This window comes from Candidatus Pseudomonas adelgestsugas (assembly GCF_004124255.1).
GTDB lineage: Bacteria > Pseudomonadota > Gammaproteobacteria > Pseudomonadales > Pseudomonadaceae > Aquipseudomonas > Aquipseudomonas adelgestsugas.
Window position 1 is genome coordinate 1 of sequence record NZ_CP026512.1, and the last position, 19857, is coordinate 19857.

Consider the following 19857-nt stretch of genomic DNA (forward strand, 5'->3'; position numbering starts at 1 on the left):
ATGATGGCTCTTAGTGAAACCATTGCTGCCGTAGCTACCAATCAAGGTCGTGGAGGTATCGGTATTGTTCGAATTTCTGGGTCACTTGCAGGTTCTGTATCTCAAGCCATTACAGGACGCAAGTTAAAACCGCGTTTTGCGCATTACGGTCCTTTCCTTGATGCCAGTAAATGCGTATTAGATGAGGGTCTTGCCATTTATTTCCCGAGACCAAACTCCTTTACCGGGGAAGACGTCCTGGAACTGCATGGCCATGGCAGCCCAGTTGTATTAAATATGATTTTGCAACGTTGTCTGCAGCTTGGTTGCCGTCTAGCTCGCCCAGGCGAATTTAGCGAGCGTGCATTCCTTAATGATAAACTAGACCTAGCTCAGGCCGAGGCCATTGCCGATTTGATCGAATCTAGTTCTGAACAGGCAGCGCGTAATGCATTGCGCTCATTACAGGGATTGTTTTCTATACGTATACATAACTTAATTGAACAGCTGATCAACTTGCGCCTCTACGTTGAGGCTGCAATTGATTTTCCTGAAGAGGAAATTGACTTTCTCGCCGATGACCACGTTTTAGCATGTTTGAATAAAGTTCGCGATGAATTATCTACAGTGCAGCACGAGGCTGGCCAAGGCGCTTTAATGCGTGATGGCATGACGGTCGTCATTGCCGGCCGGCCAAATGCCGGCAAGTCCAGCCTGTTTAATGCCCTCACAGGTCGTGAAGCCGCCATCGTCACTGAGATTGCCGGTACTACTCGGGATATCATCCAAGAACATATACATATCGATGGCATGCCTATACGCGTGGTTGATACGGCTGGTCTACATGATACCGCAAACCAAGTAGAAAAGATTGGTGTAGATCGCGCTCTACAGGCGATAGATGAGGCTGATCATGTTCTACTAGTAGTAGATGCTACTACACCAGAAGCTGTGAACCCTTTTAACTTGTGGCCGGAGTTTTTTAAACAGCAACCAGATTTACACAAGGTAACCGTGATCCGCAACAAAACAGACCTAACCAATGAATCTATTGCCATTAAAACCAGCAAAGATGGTCATGTCACTATCAGCCTCAGTATAAAATCAACTAACGACGGGCTAGAATTGCTTCGCAATCATCTTAAGGCCTGTGTTGGCTATACACAAACGCCAGAAAATAGCTTTAGTGCACGCCAAAGGCACCTTAAGGCACTGCATGACGCTAGTATAAAATTAGAACATGCTAGCGTTCAACTGAACTTAACAGGGGCAGGAGAGTTGTTGGCTGAAGATCTTCGTCAGGCACAACAAATACTAAGTGAAATTACTGGCGTATTCAGTTCAGATGATTTGCTAGGAAAAATCTTTTCAAATTTCTGTGTCGGAAAATAACTAACTATTGTTTACATCCAAAATTTTTTTGGATTTGTCTATGTTACTATCCTAAAGAAATGTCATGCCTGCTTTTATGATATGCTGCCACTCAGAGAGTGGCAGCCTTGACATATGCTTAATGTAGTTATGTATATAATTTTATATTGATAAAATCCTGTGAATAACAGCTCATGTACTCAGTTGATAACATGATTCAAACTGTACGTAGAAACTTTCTATGTTAAGAACGCACTGTTTAATAAACAGGATTAAAGCACTTATCCAAAGGTCTTATGAGTATATAACCACAGGTTTTTCAAATGCTGTACGCAGCATAAGAAAAGGGTCAAATAAGCTTATCCACAGAAAGCAAGCTTACTAATTATAGATATAATTAGATAAGAATTATTTATTTATTAGAATAATATCTTTTATAATATTTATAAATAGTTGAATTTTATTCAAAGTATAATTGAAGAATTATCCAATCTATATACTTGTTGTCACAAAAGCTTCGAAAATTGATTCGATAAACAACTCTTTTTTTGATTAAAATAAGCAAACACGAGGTGTATAGTGGATTTTCCTTCTCGTTTTGAGGTGATTATTATCGGAGGCGGTCATGCCGGTACTGAAGCAGCACTAGCGTCAGCACGTATAGGCGTCAAAACTCTGCTGATGACATGTAACATAGAGACCATTGGTGCTATGAGTTGTAACCCAGCAATTGGTGGAATTGGCAAAAGTCATCTGGTCAAAGAAATCGATGCCCTTGGGGGTGTGATGGCGATAGCTGCTGACAAGAGTGGTATTCAATTTCGCATACTTAATAGACGTAAGGGCCCAGCTGTTCGCGCAAGCAGAGCACAAGTTGATCGTATTTTGTACACAGCGACAGTACGCAAAGCTCTAGAAAACCAGCCTAACCTATGGATATTTCAACAAGTTATCGATGACCTAATCATCAAACAAAACCAAGTATGCGGTGTTGTTACTCAGATAGGTTTGCGTTTCTTTGCAGAATCTGTAGTTTTGACTACCGGTACATTTCTTGGTGGACTGATACACATTGGTATGCAGAAATATTCTGGTGGCCGTAATAGTGATCCGTCGTCTATTACTCTGGCAAAACAGCTCCGTGAATTACAACTGCGTGTTGGCCGATTAAAAACCGGCACCCCACCACGTATCGATGGGCGCTCTGTGGATTTTTCAGTAATGACCGAACAAGCTGGTGATATACCTGTTCCAGTGATGTCATTTATAGGTTCCGAAGAACAGCATCCAAGACAAGTTAGTTGCTGGATTACTCATACTAACGCAAGTACCCATAATATTATTGCTGCTAACCTAGATCATTCACCAATATATTCTGGGGCAATTGAGGGTATTGGCCCGCGTTATTGTCCTTCTATCGAAGATAAAATCCACCGCTTTGCCGACAAAGAAAGCCACCAGGTCTTCATCGAACCTGAAGGTTTGACTACTCATGAACTATATCCTAATGGACTTTCCACTTCTTTGCCTTTTGACGTGCAAATTCAGGTTATACAGTCGATTTGCGGCATGGAAAATGCGCATATAGTACGTCCAGGCTACGCTATCGAGTACGATTATTTTGACCCGCGTGACTTAAGGTATAGTTTAGAAACTAAAGTAGTTAGCGGTTTATTTTTTGCTGGTCAAATTAACGGTACCACTGGTTATGAAGAAGCTGGCGCCCAGGGTTTACTGGCTGGGGTTAACGCAGCACTGCATGCACAAGGCAGAGACAGCTGGTGCCCACGTCGTGATGAGGCGTATATTGGCGTTTTAGTTGACGACCTCATTACCCGTGGTACGAAAGAACCATATCGGATGTTTACTTCCAGAGCAGAATATCGTTTGATGCTGCGTGAAGATAATGCCGACTTGCGCCTGACTGAAAAAGGTCGAGAGTTAGGTTTAATCAATGATGCACGCTGGGAAGCTTTTTGCAAAAAGCGCGAAAGCATCACATTAGAAGAGCAACGCTTAAAAAGTATTTGGGTTTGCCCTGGTACTAAACATGGCGATGCGATTACCAAAAAATTCGGTACACCGCTAACTCATGAATATAACTTGTTCAACCTGCTGTCCCGTCCAGAAATAAACTATGCTGGTCTGGTTGAGGTGATAGGTCATGGTACGGAAGATCCACAAGTTGCCCGGCAGGTTGAAATCAAAACTAAATATGCCGGCTATATTAATCGGCAACAAGTCGAAATCTTGCGCTTGCTTGCCAGTGAAAATACGAAGTTACCCATAAATATAGATTATACTAATATCTCTGGGTTATCGAAAGAAATTCAAAGTAAATTAAGAATAAATCGCCCAGAAACTTTGGGTCAAGCTTCACGTATTCCTGGTATCACCTCGGTAGCGATTTCACTATTAATGATTTTTTTGAAAAAACATAATAAAATTTGTAATTTAGAGAAACACTCTTGAGTGTTCTGCTTGCTTATCAACAAGCGGACGAGTTACTAATAGGTGCGCGTCAGCTAGGCGTCAACCTGACTGTAAATCAGCATAAGTTGCTGTTAGGTTACTTAGCCATTTTGATAAAATGGAACAAGGTTTATAACCTAACTGCAGTACGTAATCCTGAACAAATGGTTTCACGTCACTTGCTCGATAGTTTAAGTGTGATGCCATTTATAAAAAATGGCCATTGGCTTGATGTTGGCAGTGGCGCTGGAATACCAGGTATCCCATTAGCTATCCTGTGCCCATGTTTACAGGTGACGTGCCTTGACAGTAACGGCAAGAAAGCTCGCTTTATGACCCAGGTAAAACTCCAGCTTAAATTGGAGAACCTTCAAGTCCTCCATAATCAGGTTAAAAAAATCACACCTGAACTGTCATTTAATGGAATTATTGCTCGTGCATTTAGCAGTCTCGTTAATTTTATTAACTGGACACGCTACTTAGGCGACCTTGATACTCATTGGCTTGCAATGAAAGGAGTCTATCCAAACGATGAGCTATTAGCATTACCATCAGACTTTTATCTCCATAGTAAATACGTGTTAGCTGTACCAGGTTTCCTAGGTCAACGCCATTTATTAGTGCTGCGCCGTACGGCATGATTCGATGGGCGCCATCAAGAACAGCCAAGATATGTACTATAGTTAATAATAACTAATTAAAAAATAGCATTTAGAAAATTACCACTTACCATCAACCTTGCAGCATTCTTGGTTGCTAATAAGCAACATTGCTTATAAATTACTTCATAGACATGATTTATAATTTGTTGACTAGCGAGTGCAGCTTAGTTGAGAGCGTGCTCTATTGGAGGCTAATGGTTATCAACTTTTGTCAGCTACATATAATGAGATCACAGTTTAAGTAGTATTATGTAAATACAGATTATATTATTAATCGAATAGTGACTATATTTAACGATTCTGATGTTGAACTTATTGACATCTAATGTCATGGTACTTAGCTGCATATAGCGTTTAGCACAATTAAATACATAAGTTGTGTGATCTTGTGGATCAAATAAAGCGTCTCGCTAAAAAAATATAAAATCTGTACCTGCAGGTTTAAAACTAACTGCGTATATTATGTCGAACCCTTACATGCTTTAGATAAGCGCTATATTAGTGCAGTTTAAGGAACATTTAGCTATCAACTGTATCAAACCATAATCTTATTTAGTATTAGTCTAATAAAAATGTGCAAAGCTTATACTGTTCCAGTACCAGGTAAGCAATAACTATCTTTGTTAGTCATGGCTTACCTGGTACTAGCTAGTCAATATAACTAGCTTTATATACAGCATAAATTTATGCACCACTACTGCCTATTTAATTTAGAGAATCAGCGTGACTATCAAGAAATTAAGTTTATGACATAGACTCTGTATGCGCTGCTGAGTTTTACGGCTATCGCTATGATTAAAGAATTTTAAAAAGCAGTATACATTGATGCATGCAAAGTATAATTGCTTATTGATTAATCTGACTTAGAACAGCTAATATTTAGCTATCCGTGAATATGTATTTATAATGTGCTAGAAAGTTTAGCTAACTTTATTCAGGCACAGACTGTGATGTTGCTAATCTAGCATTACTATAATTTGTACGGTAATGTTGAAATATAAGCAGTTAACGATGCTGGTGCGCACCTGCTAGCTAGCAAAAATATCTTAGCAATGTTATATGGTATGTAGAAAAATAAATAAGTGGATAGTATATATATACTGTTTCGCACGAGAATTAATTGTTATTCAAGATTAAATCTTGAATTCGCTCAGTAGCTCAGCGATAGGTTTATAACCTATAATAGTTAAAATAAATTATCCTAATTCGGATATCGCCTACTTTAAGCAATGCTTTACTGGTCATCATGAACGCTTGTAATGCAAATTCTTAACGGTAAAAAATTAAATAATAATTCTTTATTAGATATAACTGATAAGCTTTAAAATTTTCTGTTTGATAGGAGATTAAACATTTAATTATGTAGCATACGATAGCAAATTACTATATTAAGCTTGCATATTAGTTAAATCGTTATCATTCTCTTGTACATATTGTATTCAAACAAAATATGCTAGAGTGATTTTTAGTAGCTGACTATCCAGGAGTAAAGTGATGGAAATTCGCACGCTAAACACGTTGCCATTTCACCGCTTAGCTGTTTTTCCGATTTTATTAGCTCAGCTTGTTGTTTTGCTAATCGCCGCATTGGCGATTTGGTATTGGTATGGTGTCATAGCTGGATATTCAGGTCTCTACGGAGGTTTAATGAGTTTTCTGCCTAATATATATTTTACTCATAGGGTCTTTCGATTTTCTGGCGCCATAGCAGCTCAGTCTATCGTTCGGTTATTTTATACTAGTGAGATCAAGAAACTAATTTTAACAGCATTCTTGTTTACGCTGATCTTTGTAGGTTTTCAGCCATTGACGCCGTTAGCTCTATTTGGAGTCTTTGTGTTGACTCAAATGGTCATTTGGTTTGCGCCATTGCTAATGAAAGTAAATCTTGCAAAAAACTTATAGTGTTTGAGGCAACCATGACAAAAGTAAACGCTTCCGGCTATATACAACACCATTTGCAGAATCTAACTTTTGGCCAAGCTCCTAACGGTAGTTGGGGTTTTGCCCATACTATAGCAGAAGCTAAAGAAATGGGCTTCTGGGCGTTTCATCTAGATACTCTAGGTCTCTCAGTCACGCTTGGTCTAGTTTTTATCATGATTTTTCGCATGGTAGCAAAGAAAGCAACTTCTGATCAGCCAGGTACCCTACAGAATTTCATTGAGATATTAATTGAATTCGTAGATAACAGTGTGAAAGATAGTTTCCATGGCCGTAGTTCAGTTATTGCACCGCTAGCGCTCACCATCTTCGTCTGGGTGTTCCTGATGAATGCTGTCGACTTGATCCCGGTTGATTGGATCCCTCAGCTAGCAATGTGGATTACTGGTGATCACCACATTCCATTTCGTGCAGTTTCTACTGCTGACCCTAACACTACCATGGGAATGGCCATGTCAGTGTTTGTGTTGATTATTTTCTATAGCATTAAAATCAAAGGCATTAGTAACTTTGTAGGTGAGCTAACACTACATCCATTTGGAAGTAAGAATATCTTTGTTCAAACCATGCTAATTCCAGCTAACTTTTTGTTAGAATTTGTAACCTTAATCGCCAAGCCAATTTCATTGGCTCTGCGACTGTTCGGTAATATGTATGCCGGTGAATTAATATTTATTCTGATCGCTGTGATGTTTAATAGTGATCTGCTCTGGCTTGGTGGCCTTGGCATTATTTTACAATTGTTATGGGCCGTGTTTCACATCTTAATTATAGTTTTGCAGTCCTTTATATTTATGATGTTAACTATAGTTTACTTATCGATGGCGCATGAAGATAATCACTAAGACCAATATTGTAACTTATTTAATGTCATGTACGTTAATACATGAAATAAATATGAGGTCATATCTAGCTATGAAATAATGTGTTTTACTGCTATATAATTTAAATATTACGACATACAAGTCTGGAGGAAAAATGGAAACTGTAGTTGGGCTAACTGCTATAGCTGTTGCATTGCTGATTGGCCTTGGCGCTTTGGGTACTGCCATTGGTTTTGGTCTATTAGGCGGCAAGTTTCTGGAAGGCGCAGCTCGTCAACCAGAAATGGTTCCAATGCTGCAAGTTAAAATGTTTATTGTCGCTGGTCTGCTCGATGCTGTAACCATGATTGGCGTTGGTATAGCTTTGTTCTTTACTTTCGCAAACCCTTTCGTTGCTCAAATTGCTAGTCAATAACTTGATTTTTTTAGTTGATTAAAGGTAATAAGTAACGAATAAGCGAGGTATTGAGGTGAACATTAATGCAACTTTAATAGGTCAATCTGTCGCGTTTTTTATTTTTGTAGTATTTTGTATGAAGTTTATATGGCCTCCGGCTACCGCAGCACTGCGTGAACGCCAGAAAAAAATCGCAGATGGTTTAGATGCGACTGCTCGTGCAATTCATGATCTAGGGTTAGCACAAGAGAAAGCTAGTTATCAACTGCGCGAAGCTAAGGAGCAGGCGGCTGAAATCATTGAGCAAGCGAAGAAACGCGGCAACCAAATCGTCAAAGAGGCTATAGATCAAGCGCGTGCCGAAGCTGACCTTTTAAAGGCTGCAGCTAATGCTGAAATTGAACATGAACTGAATAGCGTTAAAGATGTTTTACGTACTCAATTAGGTGCTTTAGTAGTCAGAGGTGCTGAAAAGATCCTTCGTGCTACAATAGATCGAAATGTACATGCAGAACTAGTAAACCAGCTGGCTGATGAAATTTAAGCGAAGGTGATTATGGTAGAATTAAAAACATTGGCTAGACCGTATTCAAAAGCAGCCTTTGAATACGCCTATGCCCATCAGCAGCTGACCTCTTGGTCTACTATGCTCAGTCTGGCTGCAGCAGTAGCTCAAGACAATACTATGCAGTGTTTGTTTCATGATGCAAGCTTGACGAGTGCAGACAAAGCTGCTGCTTGTATTGAAGTGTGTGGTGATAAGTTGAATCTAAAGGCACAGAACTTCATTTATATCGTTGCCGAAAATAATCGTCTTCAAATTTTGTCAGAAATTTCTATTCTGTTCGATCAATACAAAGCCGAAGAAGAAAAATCCGTAAACGTTGCAGTGACTAGTGTTTTTGCATTAAATCAAGACCAGCAAGGCAAACTCGCTAAGGCTCTCACTACAAGACTTAATCGGGAAGTACACCTACAATTATCTGAGGATGCATCTTTGATTGGTGGTCTTATTATCCGTGCTGGCGACGTGGTTATCGATGGCTCGATTCGTGGAAAAATTTCGAAACTTGCCGAAGCATTGAAATCTTGAGTTTCAAGGGGCAATAGAGCAATGCAGCAAATTAATCCTTCTGAAATAAGTGAAATCATCAAAGGTCGTATAGATAAACTCGATGTTATTTCTCAAGCCCGTAACGAAGGTACTATCGTTAGTGTATCTGACGGTATAGTACGGATTTATGGTCTAGCCGACGTAATGTACGGAGAGATGATCGAATTTCCAGGCGGTCTTTATGGTATGGCCCTCAACCTTGAGCAATACTCTGTGGGTGCTGTTGTATTAGGTACTTATACCGGTTTAGCTGAAGGTATGAGCGCCAGGTGTACCGGTCGTATCTTGGAAGTTCCAGTTGGCAAAGAACTACTCGGTCGCGTAGTTGGCGCGCTAGGTAACCCTATTGATGGTAAAGGCCCATTGGGTAATACTAAGACCGATGCAGTTGAGAAGGTTGCGCCGGGTGTGATCTGGCGTAAATCAGTAGAACAGTCTATACAAACTGGCTACAAAGCTATTGATGCTATGATTCCTATAGGTCGTGGCCAGCGTGAGTTAATTATTGGCGACCGCCAGATAGGTAAAACCGCTCTGGCGGTCGACGCAATTATCAACCAAAAAGATAGTGGTATTTTTTGCGTCTACGTGTCCATTGGTCAAAAGCAATCCACTGTTGCTAATGTAGTGAGCACTCTAGAAAAAAATGGCGCTTTAACCAATACAATTATTGTTGTTGCGAGTGCTTCAGAATCTCCTGCGTTGCAATTTATAGCACCTTACTCCGGTTGTACCATGGGTGAATTCTTCCGCGACCGCGGTGAAGACGCGCTCATTGTTTATGATGATTTATCTAAACAGGCAATGGCTTATCGTCAGATTTCCCTGCTACTGCGCCGTCCGCCAGGTCGTGAAGCTTATCCTGGTGACGTATTTTATCTTCATTCTCGTCTGCTAGAGCGTGCATCTCGTGTTTCTGAAAAATATGTAGAAAAGTTTACCAACAGCGCAGTAATAGGCAAAACAGGTTCTTTAACTGCGTTACCGATAATCGAAACTCAGGCTGGAGACGTTTCTGCGTTTGTTCCGACTAATGTGATTTCTATCACTGATGGTCAAATATTCTTGGAATCCTCTATGTTCAACTCTGGTATCCGTCCTGCAGTAAATGCCGGTATTTCCGTATCCCGTGTTGGTGGTGCTGCTCAGACTAAAATTATAAAAAAACTCTCTAGCAGTATTCGAATTGTTTTAGCTCAGTACCGTGAACTGGCAGCATTCTCCCAGTTTGCTTCTGACTTAGATGAAATAACCAGGAAGCAACTTGAACATGGTCAGCTTGTTACTGAGCTAATGAAGCAAAAGCAGTATGCCCCAATGTCAATTGCTGATATAGCTATATCACTATATGCCACTGAGCGCGGGTTTTTGACTAACGTAGAAATTACTAAGGTTAGTAGTTTTGAGCAAGCGCTAATTGCTTACTTTAAACGTGATCATACAAAATTATTGGCTAAGATTAACGTGAACGGTGAATTTGATGCCGAAATAGATGCTGGTATAAAATCTGGTATCGAGAAATTTAAGGCCACCCAAACTTGGTAAGTCGCATTTGTGGGCTGTAAAAAGTTCTCAAGCTTACTAACCTGATAGGTTTGACATGACAGGTGCAAAAGAGATTCAAAGTAAGATTGCTAGCATTAAAAGTACGCAAAAAATTACTGACGCCATGGAAAAAGTAGCAGTCAGTAAAATGCGTAAAGCACAAATACGTATGGTTGCTAGCCGTCCTTATGCTGAGCGTATTTGTCAGATAATTGGACATTTAGCCAACGCTAATCCAGAATACCGTCACCAGTTCATGATTAACTGTGAAGTTGACCGTATAGGTTATGTAGTAGTTAGTAGTGACCGTGGTTTATGCGGTAGTCTAAATATTAACCTTTTTAAGGTTTTAGTTAAGGACATGGAGGTACACTATAAAAAAGGTATCAAGATCGATCTATGTGTTATTGGTAGTAAGGGTGCAGCTTTTTTCCGTAACTTCGGCGGTAATGTTGTTGCGGCTATTAACCACCTAGGTGAAGAGCCGTCAATTCATGCTTTGATTGGCAGTGTAAAGGTCATGCTGGATTCATACCTAGATGGTCGTATTAGTCGCTTGTCTATTGCATCCAACAAATTTATCAACAGGATGATCCAGCAACCAGCTATAGAACAATTAATTCCACTATTAGCGACTCCAGATCAAAAACTAAAACACTACTGGGACTATTTATACGAACCAGATGCCAAAGAATTGCTTGATGGCTTGATAATGCGCTATATAGAATCACAAATTTACCAGGCGGTAGTTGAAAATCACGCAGCTGAACAAGCAGCGCGTATGATAGCGATGAAAAACGCTACTGATAACGCTACTGATTTAATAAGTGATTTGCAGTTAATCTATAATAAGGCGCGTCAGGGTGCGATCACCCAAGAGATCTCGGAAATCATCGGTGGCGCTGCTGCGGTTTAACGGTTCAAATATTCAGAGGATCCAGCTATGAGTAGTGGACATATCGTTCAAATCATCGGCGCCGTTATCGATGTGGAATTTCCACGCGACAGCGTACCGAGCATCTACAATGCACTGAAAGTACAAGACGCTGAAATCACTCTGGAAGTTCAGCAGCAGATTGGTGATGGCGTAGTTCGTACCATTGCAATGGGTTCAACCGAAGGTTTAAAGCGTGGGCTACATGTTGTTGACACTGGCGCAGTTATTTCTATACCAGTCGGTAAAGCGACTTTGGGTAGAATAATGGATGTATTAGGTAATCCGATTGATGAATCTGGCCCTATAGATACCAAAGAACGCTGGGGTATCCACCGTTTAGCACCATCGTTTGCAGAACAAGCAGGCGGTAATGATTTACTAGAAACCGGTATTAAAGTTATTGATTTAGTTTGTCCTTTTGTTAAAGGTGGTAAAGTCGGTTTGTTTGGTGGTGCTGGTGTAGGTAAAACCGTCAATATGATGGAGCTCATTCGTAACATTGCTATTGAGCACAGTGGTTATTCTGTATTTGCAGGTGTTGGTGAGCGTACTCGTGAAGGTAATGACTTCTACCATGAGATGAAAGATTCCCATGTCCTGGATAAGGTTGCGCTCGTTTATGGTCAGATGAATGAGCCGCCAGGAAATCGTTTACGCGTTGCACTTACTGGTCTGACTATGGCTGAGAAGTTCCGCGACGAAGGTAACGACGTTCTGCTGTTTATTGACAATATTTATCGTTATACTCTGGCTGGCACTGAAGTATCGGCACTGCTTGGCCGTATGCCGTCAGCAGTAGGATACCAGCCTACTTTAGCTGAAGAGATGGGCATTTTGCAGGAACGTATAACTTCAACTAAAGCAGGTTCTATTACCTCGATTCAAGCGGTATATGTACCTGCTGATGACTTAACAGACCCGTCTCCTGCGACTACTTTTGCCCATTTAGATGTTACTGTTGTGCTATCTCGTGACATTGCTTCTCTTGGTATTTATCCTGCAGTAGATCCGCTCGACTCAACTTCACGTCAGTTAGATCCTAACATAATTGGTCAGGAGCACTACGACACTGCTCGTGGCATCCAGTATGTATTACAGCGTTACAAAGAACTGAAAGACATCATTGCAATTTTAGGTATGGATGAGTTGTCAGAAGCCGATAAGCAATTAGTAAGCCGTGCCCGTAAAATTCAGCGCTTTTTATCGCAGCCATTCTTCGCGGCAGAAGTTTTTACAGGTGCTTCTGGTAAGTATGTTTTCTTAAAAGATACCATTGCCGGCTTTCAAGGCATCCTTAACGGTGACTATGACTATATGCCAGAACAAGTATTTTATATGGTCGGCGGCATTGAAGAAGTAATTGAAAAATTCAAGAAACTCTAATTTAAGCGTTTAAACAATGGAACTAATCAGGTTGAGGCAATCAGATAGTGATGAGAATCCACTGTGATATCGTCAGTGCGGAAGCAGAAATTTTTTCTGGTTTTGTAGAAATGGTGATTGCACGTGGTAAACTTGGTGCTCTTGGTATTACACACGGCCATACACCGCTAATCACTAGTTTAAAGCCAGGTTCGATTACTTTAACTAAAAAAGGAGGGGAAAAGGAAGTCTTTTATGTTTCTGGTGGTTTTCTTGAGGTTCAACCACACATGGTTAAGGTGCTTGCTGACACAGCTCAACGTGCTGGTGATATTGATGAAGTATTCGCCAAGGAAGCAATCAAGGCTGCTAAGAAGGCACTAAATAAAAATAGTTCAGATTTCGATTATAGTGCTGCTTTACGTTTAACTGAAGCTGCAGCTCAGTTGCATACGCTCCAGCAGATTCGTCAAAAGTAAGTGCCATATCCGTTATACTTCCAGCATAATTGATTTAAAATGGTAGCAAAGCTACCATTTTTCTTTTTTATTAAAATACCTCTTTTAGCATTAAAGCTGACTAGCTCAGGATTGGTAGTGATTAATGTCTCTTGAAATTATTATTCTCGCTGCAGGCCAGGGTACCCGCATGTGTTCGACCCTGCCAAAAGTATTACATCAGGTTGCTGGTCACTCTATGTTGAGTCATGTTATCCGCAGCGCTAGACAATTAAAGCCATCGCGGATTCATATAGTGATTGGCTACGGAGCTGATGTAGTGCATAAACTCTTAGCGGCAGATGATTTGAATTTTGTATTGCAGGAGCAGCAACTTGGTACTGGCCATGCCACTGCGCAAGCTACACCATTTATAAGCGCAGATAACGTATTAATTCTCTACGGTGATGTACCACTTATCGAAGTCAGAACTTTACGACGCCTACTCAAGCATCTAGTGTTTGGCCAAATTGGCCTGCTTACTGTTGTATTAGATGATCCTACTGGTTATGGTCGTATTATACGTGATATCGATGGTAAGGTCGTAGCTATCGTCGAGCAAAAGGATACCTGTGAATCGCAACGTATGATTAATGAAATCAATACTGGTATTTTCGCTGTTCCAGCTAATAAGTTAGCTAACTGGATAAGTCGCTTATCTAACAATAACGTTCAGGGTGAGTATTATGTTACTGATGTAATAAAAATGGCAGTGAGTGATGGTTGGCTGGTTGCCACTGAACAGCCTTATAACTCAATGGAAGTATATGGGGTTAACGATCGAAAACAGTTAGCAAGGCTAGAGCGTCATTATCAACTACGTGCAGGTCAGCACCTTATGGCTCAAGGTGTAACATTGCTTGATCCGGCACGTTTTGATGTACGTGGTGAGGTTACTGTAGGCCGCGATGTATTAATTGATATTAACGTAATCCTTGAAGGTCGTGTAATCATTGAAGACAACGTAGTTATTGGTCCTAACTGTATTATTAAAGATAGCACTTTACGTAAAGGAGTAGTGGTTAAAGCTAACAGTTATCTTGAAGGTGCGGTAATGGGTGAGGATAGCGAGGCCGGACCTTTTATGAGGTTACGTTTCGGTAGTGTTCTCGGTGCTCGCGCTCAAGTAGGTAACTTTGTTGAATTAAAAAATACCTACTTGGGTGAGGGCACTAAGGTTAATCATCTAACTTATCTTGGTGATGCTTTTATTGGTGCGCGCACTAACATTGGCGCAGGTACTATTACCTGTAATTTTGATGGTGCTAAGAAGCACCAGACTGTATTGGGCGAAGACGTATTTATAGGCGCTAATAATTCATTGGTTGCTCCATTGAGAGTGGGTGATGGTGCTACTACAGCTGCAGGTTCTACTATCAATCAAGATGTAGATAACTTTCAGTTAGGTGTTGCTCGCGCTAGTCAGCGCAACATTAACGGCTGGAAGCGCCCAGTGAAGACTAAAAAGACTTAAAGTATCAATACTTATATTAGTTATTGCTCGTTTACATATTTATTTAGTAATTTTTTAAATCTGTGCATAAAAGATATAATTCACAACTTTATGATCTTTTGCCAATAAGATGAGATGATTTCTCATTTATAATGAGAGTGTTTTAAATATACGTCAAAGGACGTTTTAACATCTTGGATATAATATTCAATATATAAAAGAAGTTGGTGTAGATAAATTAGTTAAACAGCTTAAAACTCCAATAGTTACCATACTGGTAATATTCTAGTTATCTTAAAAAGTAAAATCTATCATTCCGTTGTAGAGCTATAATAGTGCGATCATGATGTCCTAAGGGGTTAGTCAATATTTTATTGCTTGGCCTATCTCAGCGTTATCAGAGCTGTTATTCTGGTATATTGTGATGCTTTTTACATCAAGTATATTATAAATCCATGGCTGCTGCACTACTAAAAATTTTTCGCACTAAACTTGATCTTTTCTGAATGCTGTTCATGCCTTGATTCAGTTACAGCGTAAGCTGTTACTGTTGATAACAGGTAGCATCTGTGGGTTTAGCGGCTGACATGAATGAACTGCTTTGTCTGCATTTAGTGATGCTTGATTATTATTAGTCAATTGATTGTAATAATTAAATTATATTAAACAGTCTTTAAAGTTTTAAATTTAAAATCGTCATAAAATATCTTCCATACTTTGTATGTTACTGATGATTGTTTATCGTTTGAAGCCTGAGACTATATCCATGCCAGTGGCATTACGCTGATATGCGCAGTCATCACCATAGGAGAACATTATGTGTGGAATTATAGGTGCAGTCGCTAAACGCAATGTAACTGCTATTTTACTTGAAGGTCTAAAGTGTTTAGCATATCGTGGCTACGATAGTGCTGGTGTAGCAATTTTAACTAACTCAGGTAAACTTAATTGCGTACGCTGTCCAGGCAAAGTTAACGAGCTAGAGCAGGCTCTCTTGGCTAAGCCTTTAGTTGGTTGTCTAGGTATTGCTCATACTCGCTGGGCTACTCATGGTGCACCTTGCAAACGTAACGCCCATCCACATTTCTCTAGTAATTTAGCTGTAGTGCATAACGGCATCATCGAAAACCACGAAGTGTTGCGTACACAACTTAAGGGATTCGGTTACGTGTTTGCTTCGGACACCGATACTGAAGTTATCGTGCACTTGCTACACTACAAACTTAAAGAGTTTAGCGACCTCACTATGGCACTTCAAAGCACGGTTAAGGAACTGCATGGTGCTTATGGGCTAGCTGTAGTCTGTGCGAGTCAGTCAGACCGCATAGTTGCTGCCCGCAGTGGAAGTCAGTTGGTAATTGGCTTGGGCCTAGGAGAAAACTTCCTTGCTTCGGATCAACTCGCGCTGCGCCAGGTCACTAATCGTTTTATATATTTAGAAGAAGGCGATATTGCTGATATTCGTTGTGAAAGTGTTCAAATTTTGAATATTCATGGTCTACCTATTGAGCGTAAAGCCGTGCAATACCGTAATGGTGCTGAAGCTGCTAATAAAGGCGCATTTCGCTATTTTATGCTCAAAGAAATTCATGAGCAGCCATTAGTAGTACAGCGTACTCTAGACAACCGCTTAAGCAAGTATCAAGTATTAGTGAATGCCTTTGGACCACAAGCGGACAAGTTATTTGCTAAGGTTCGTAATATACAGATTGTTGCCTGTGGCACTAGCTATCACGCTGGTATGGTTGCGCGTTACTGGTTTGAAGAGCTAGCTGGTATTCAATGCCAAGTTGAGGTTGCTAGCGAATTCCGCTATCGTAAAGTAGTAGTGCAGCCTAACACTCTATTTGTAACCATTTCACAATCTGGTGAAACTGCTGACACACTTGCTGCATTGCGTAACTCAAAAGATCTAGGTTTCCTTGGGAGTCTAGCCATTTGTAATGTGAGCATTAGTTCACTGGTGCGTGAGTCTGACTTAACCCTGCTTACTCGGGCTGGTCGAGAAATTGGCGTAGCCTCTACCAAAGCGTTTACCACCCAACTTGTTGGTCTATTGTTGCTGGCACTATCTTTAGGTCAAGTGCACGACACCCTAGCCGAAGGTGTTGAGGCTACCTTGGTAGAAGAATTGCGTAGTTTGCCGACTCGCCTCAGTGAAGTATTAGCCATGGATAGTATGATCGAAAAAGTTGCTGAGCTGTTTGCTGATAAAAACCACACTATGTTCTTAGGCCGCGGTGCACAATATCCAGTAGCTATGGAGGGATCACTAAAACTTAAGGAAATCTCGTATATCTACGCCACAGCCTATCCAGCTGGTGAACTAAAACATGGTCCATTAGCGTTAGTTGATGAAGATATGCCAGTAGTTACTGTTGCACCAAATAATGAATTACTAGAAAAGCTAAAGTCTAATCTGCAGGAAGTGCGCGCACGTGGTGGCCAACTAATAGTATTTGCTGATGAGAAATCTGGCCTAATTAATAGCAAAGACGCTCACGTGATTCATATGCCGTATATCCATAACACTCTTTCGCCAATCTTATATATCATTCCACTGCAGCTACTATCATACTATGTTGCCGTACTCAAAGGTACCGATGTTGATCAGCCACGCAACTTGGCGAAGTCTGTAACAGTGGAATAGTATGTGTTAATTATGAGTGGCAAACTACCTAAAGTTTTAGGTATTAGACTATATGGAAGTAGTTCACTAGAACAATATAAGCTCGGTCGTGAGTTTTCTATACTAGAGAACTCACGACCGACAAAAAACTTTGCATAAGAAGTTAATCTGTGATGCTTATAAGCACGATAGACAGTCTGTAATTGTTTTACTGAACCAATTAGTTGAGTGCAGATTAAAAATGTAGAAGCTTACGCTAGTTCTGATATCTTTATAGTGTGTTATTAATGGTTTTCTTCCATTGTAGTAGAGAGCTAATATGGTAGGTATAATAATAATGTCTGCATAGTTTATCTAGTTATATACTTGATAATGCCTACTAAGAATGATTGTAATCATGATGCCGATCTAGCATAAATCTTATGCAAAGATATTTGCCTAATAGTTATATATATGGTGCATTGTTGGAGTAATATGGATATACCTGTACATATTAATATGCACAGGTATAGTCTATCTATCGCAACTTGCTATTGCGAATTACCTAATCATGTATAGCTTTAGATGCGTAATCCTTAGTAATCTAAGAGGTACCAGTAACATAAAAGCTGATGCGAATGGCAATGTTGCTTGCGAATACGCTTGTTAATCTTATTGAGTAGTTGCCATCAGAACTATTTTAACAACTTGAATAGTTGATTAGCGAGTAGTGATGAATAGACAGTGTTATATATAATATATAACACTGTCTATTCATCAGCGCAATGTGATCTTGCGAAATATTGTATTCGCTTGAAAATTCTGCTATAGCAGCTTATACCTGATAGGTAACAGGCCTATCAAAATTGATTTTCCATGTAACTTTGAAGTATTTTTTGTAGTACTTACAGGTATATTTTGGATATCGTTTACTAAAATTTACTAAGGTGTTAATAGTTAACTAGTGCAGGTGTTAGCTGTTGTAATGCAGATAAACTTTTTTAAAGTTATTAGAAATAGATCAGATATGCATCTAGAGCGTGCTAGTACAAAATTTGTAGATACTGATCATAATCTTATTATTAGCAATATAGTTATATTTATGTAGATGTAATTTGAAGATGTTTTTAGTGTGATCTTTTGTTTGCTGAGCACATATTCAGTACGTTTAATAACTGCAATGTGATCACTGAGTAAGTAATCAGTGATAAAAAGTGTCTTCAACCATTGATAGTCATGAATATAGTGTGGTGGTCATTGAGTAGTGCAGTTTTTGATAACTTTGATTTTACTCATGGCCATAAAACTTCTTGACTATGAATGAAGGAATTGGTTACCGCTGTAATTATTTACCAGCAGCTGATATCAGCTGCTGGTAGTTCTTGTAAATCAACTGTTATATTAAAAAAATTATAAATTTAGTTTACTATAATATATAGGTTAATTAACTATTAAGAATTAAATTTGGTGTTTCGCTTTAAATTTAAAACGATATAAGTTGCATATTTTATTGCTGCAATTTATTAGCCGAAGCTACAGATATAGCTTCGGCTAATAAATTGCAGCAGGTAAGATCTTTGATTAAAGTTAAAGGCTAGGTTAGCCCAATATTATATTGGTAGATTAGTGCTTGTCTAGCATATTTATATTAATGCTATATTATTCTGCTTACTAGCTCTATGTAGTAGCGTACATTTGGCTAGATACATCATTGATAGCTTCAATGATTAATTGTGATCTGCTGAGTTTGTACCATTATAAGTTATTCTGGCGTATACCGGCAACTAGCCAGACCTGGTTGTCGCCTTGTATGCGTTCTATATTCCAGCTTTCGCTGAAAGCTTCACCTTGATCAAAACGCGAGTTCTTCGAGGTACCGCTAAAGGTCAGAGTAGCTACAGTTTTATCTGCGCGATCATCTATTCCGTCTAACTGTACATGCAGATTCTCAATATAAGTAGATTGAAAGGTATTGCCGATCTCAGTGCGTTCACTTTTAAGAAGTTCGAGTAACTGTGGAGTCACAAACTCCGCTATTTTCTCTATTTCATTGGCATCCCAGTGCTGTTGTAGAGACTGGAAGTGGCTATAGGCTTCTTCAAGGAAGCGTTTTTCGTTGAACCAGAGTGGTGCATAAGCACCTGCGCGGCTAGTGGCCGATGTGGTATATGTAGCTGAATCTCCAAGAACAGAGTTCATAGCTAACGATGGTTGTGATACTTCATGCTGTCTTGGTGCGCCTGCTGGAGCTATATATTCCAGCTGTTTACGTCGCCTGCTAGCGATCAATCGGACGATCACAAAGGCTACGATCATTATGATTAGAATATCTAAGATTTGCATGCCATGGAAGCCGCCCCCCATAAGCATTGAGGCAAGCAATCCACCAGCTGCGATACCAGCTAGTGGCCCTAGCCAGCGTGAAGCACTTGTTGTGCCTGTAGTTGCGCTTGTAGCGCTAGTATTGCTGGCGGCTGTGGTTGTTTGGCTAGTCTGGTGGGTTGGTGTTGAGCCTATGTTTTTACCTCCACCGAAACGCTTGGCATTTACGTCAAGGCTTGCCATCATACTGAGACACAATGCCATTGTTATAACAAAAAAACGTTTCATCAAGAGAATTCTCATTTGTATATATTTTTATAACAAGTTATCTGTACTGCTACACAAATTGTATAGATAGTGTCTATCGGTA

At 39.8% G+C, this 19857-nt stretch carries 15 protein-coding genes; 14 read left to right on the forward strand and 1 reads right to left on the reverse strand.

From position 1 onward, the window contains the following. From mnmE to glmS, 14 genes are all read left to right on the forward strand, one after another. The gene (mnmE, locus tag C3B55_RS00005; protein ID WP_129210339.1) at positions 1-1371 is read left to right on the forward strand and encodes a tRNA uridine-5-carboxymethylaminomethyl(34) synthesis GTPase MnmE; all 1371 of its coding nucleotides are present in this window, start codon (positions 1-3) and stop codon (positions 1369-1371) included. 558 nt (positions 1372-1929) lie between these two features. Beyond that, positions 1930-3822, forward strand: coding sequence for a tRNA uridine-5-carboxymethylaminomethyl(34) synthesis enzyme MnmG (gene mnmG, locus C3B55_RS00010; protein ID WP_129210340.1), 1893 nt, complete (start codon positions 1930-1932; stop codon positions 3820-3822). A 5-nt stretch (positions 3823-3827) separates the two neighbouring features. Then, entirely contained in the window at positions 3828-4463 is a 636-nt protein-coding gene (gene rsmG / locus C3B55_RS00015) for a 16S rRNA (guanine(527)-N(7))-methyltransferase RsmG (RefSeq protein WP_457912703.1), read from the forward strand. 1515 nt (positions 4464-5978) lie between these two features. After that, positions 5979-6389: a F0F1 ATP synthase subunit I gene (locus tag C3B55_RS00020; RefSeq protein WP_129210342.1), complete on the forward strand. Its 411-nt coding sequence runs from the start codon at positions 5979-5981 to the stop codon at positions 6387-6389. 14 nt (positions 6390-6403) lie between these two features. Then, a complete protein-coding gene (atpB, locus tag C3B55_RS00025) occupies positions 6404-7273 on the forward strand; it encodes a F0F1 ATP synthase subunit A (protein ID WP_129210343.1) in 870 nt (289 codons plus the stop codon). A 133-nt stretch (positions 7274-7406) separates the two neighbouring features. After that, complete coding sequence (atpE, locus tag C3B55_RS00030) at positions 7407-7667, forward strand: F0F1 ATP synthase subunit C (protein WP_129210344.1); 261 nt, start codon at positions 7407-7409, stop codon at positions 7665-7667. A 55-nt stretch (positions 7668-7722) separates the two neighbouring features. After that, positions 7723-8193, forward strand: coding sequence for a F0F1 ATP synthase subunit B (locus C3B55_RS00035; RefSeq protein ID WP_129210345.1), 471 nt, complete (start codon positions 7723-7725; stop codon positions 8191-8193). 12 nt (positions 8194-8205) lie between these two features. Then, positions 8206-8742, forward strand: coding sequence for a F0F1 ATP synthase subunit delta (locus C3B55_RS00040; protein WP_129210346.1), 537 nt, complete (start codon positions 8206-8208; stop codon positions 8740-8742). Positions 8743-8763: 21 nt separating this feature from the next. Further along, positions 8764-10308, forward strand: coding sequence for a F0F1 ATP synthase subunit alpha (atpA, locus tag C3B55_RS00045; protein WP_129210347.1), 1545 nt, complete (start codon positions 8764-8766; stop codon positions 10306-10308). 55 nt (positions 10309-10363) lie between these two features. After that, positions 10364-11224 (forward strand): F0F1 ATP synthase subunit gamma, encoded by an 861-nt coding sequence (atpG, locus tag C3B55_RS00050; protein ID WP_129210348.1) that lies wholly within the window; start codon positions 10364-10366, stop codon positions 11222-11224. A 27-nt stretch (positions 11225-11251) separates the two neighbouring features. Continuing rightward, positions 11252-12628 (forward strand): F0F1 ATP synthase subunit beta, encoded by a 1377-nt coding sequence (atpD, locus tag C3B55_RS00055; RefSeq protein ID WP_129210349.1) that lies wholly within the window; start codon positions 11252-11254, stop codon positions 12626-12628. Positions 12629-12672: 44 nt separating this feature from the next. Continuing rightward, complete coding sequence (locus C3B55_RS00060; RefSeq protein ID WP_129210350.1) at positions 12673-13086, forward strand: F0F1 ATP synthase subunit epsilon; 414 nt, start codon at positions 12673-12675, stop codon at positions 13084-13086. A gap of 124 nt (positions 13087-13210) precedes the next feature. Continuing rightward, on the forward strand, positions 13211-14578 hold the full coding sequence (gene glmU, locus C3B55_RS00065; RefSeq protein WP_129210351.1) for a bifunctional UDP-N-acetylglucosamine diphosphorylase/glucosamine-1-phosphate N-acetyltransferase GlmU: 1368 nt from the start codon (positions 13211-13213) through the stop codon (positions 14576-14578). 796 nt (positions 14579-15374) lie between these two features. Beyond that, positions 15375-17207: a glutamine--fructose-6-phosphate transaminase (isomerizing) gene (glmS, locus tag C3B55_RS00070; RefSeq protein WP_129210352.1), complete on the forward strand. Its 1833-nt coding sequence runs from the start codon at positions 15375-15377 to the stop codon at positions 17205-17207. Positions 17208-18920: 1713 nt separating this feature from the next. Here glmS and C3B55_RS00075 read toward each other — a convergent pair. Beyond that, positions 18921-19775 carry a Tim44 domain-containing protein gene (locus C3B55_RS00075; RefSeq protein ID WP_129210353.1) on the reverse strand — a complete coding sequence of 285 codons (855 nt, stop codon included), beginning with the start codon at positions 19773-19775 and terminating at the stop codon, positions 18921-18923. Positions 19776-19857: the final 82 nt, after the last annotated feature.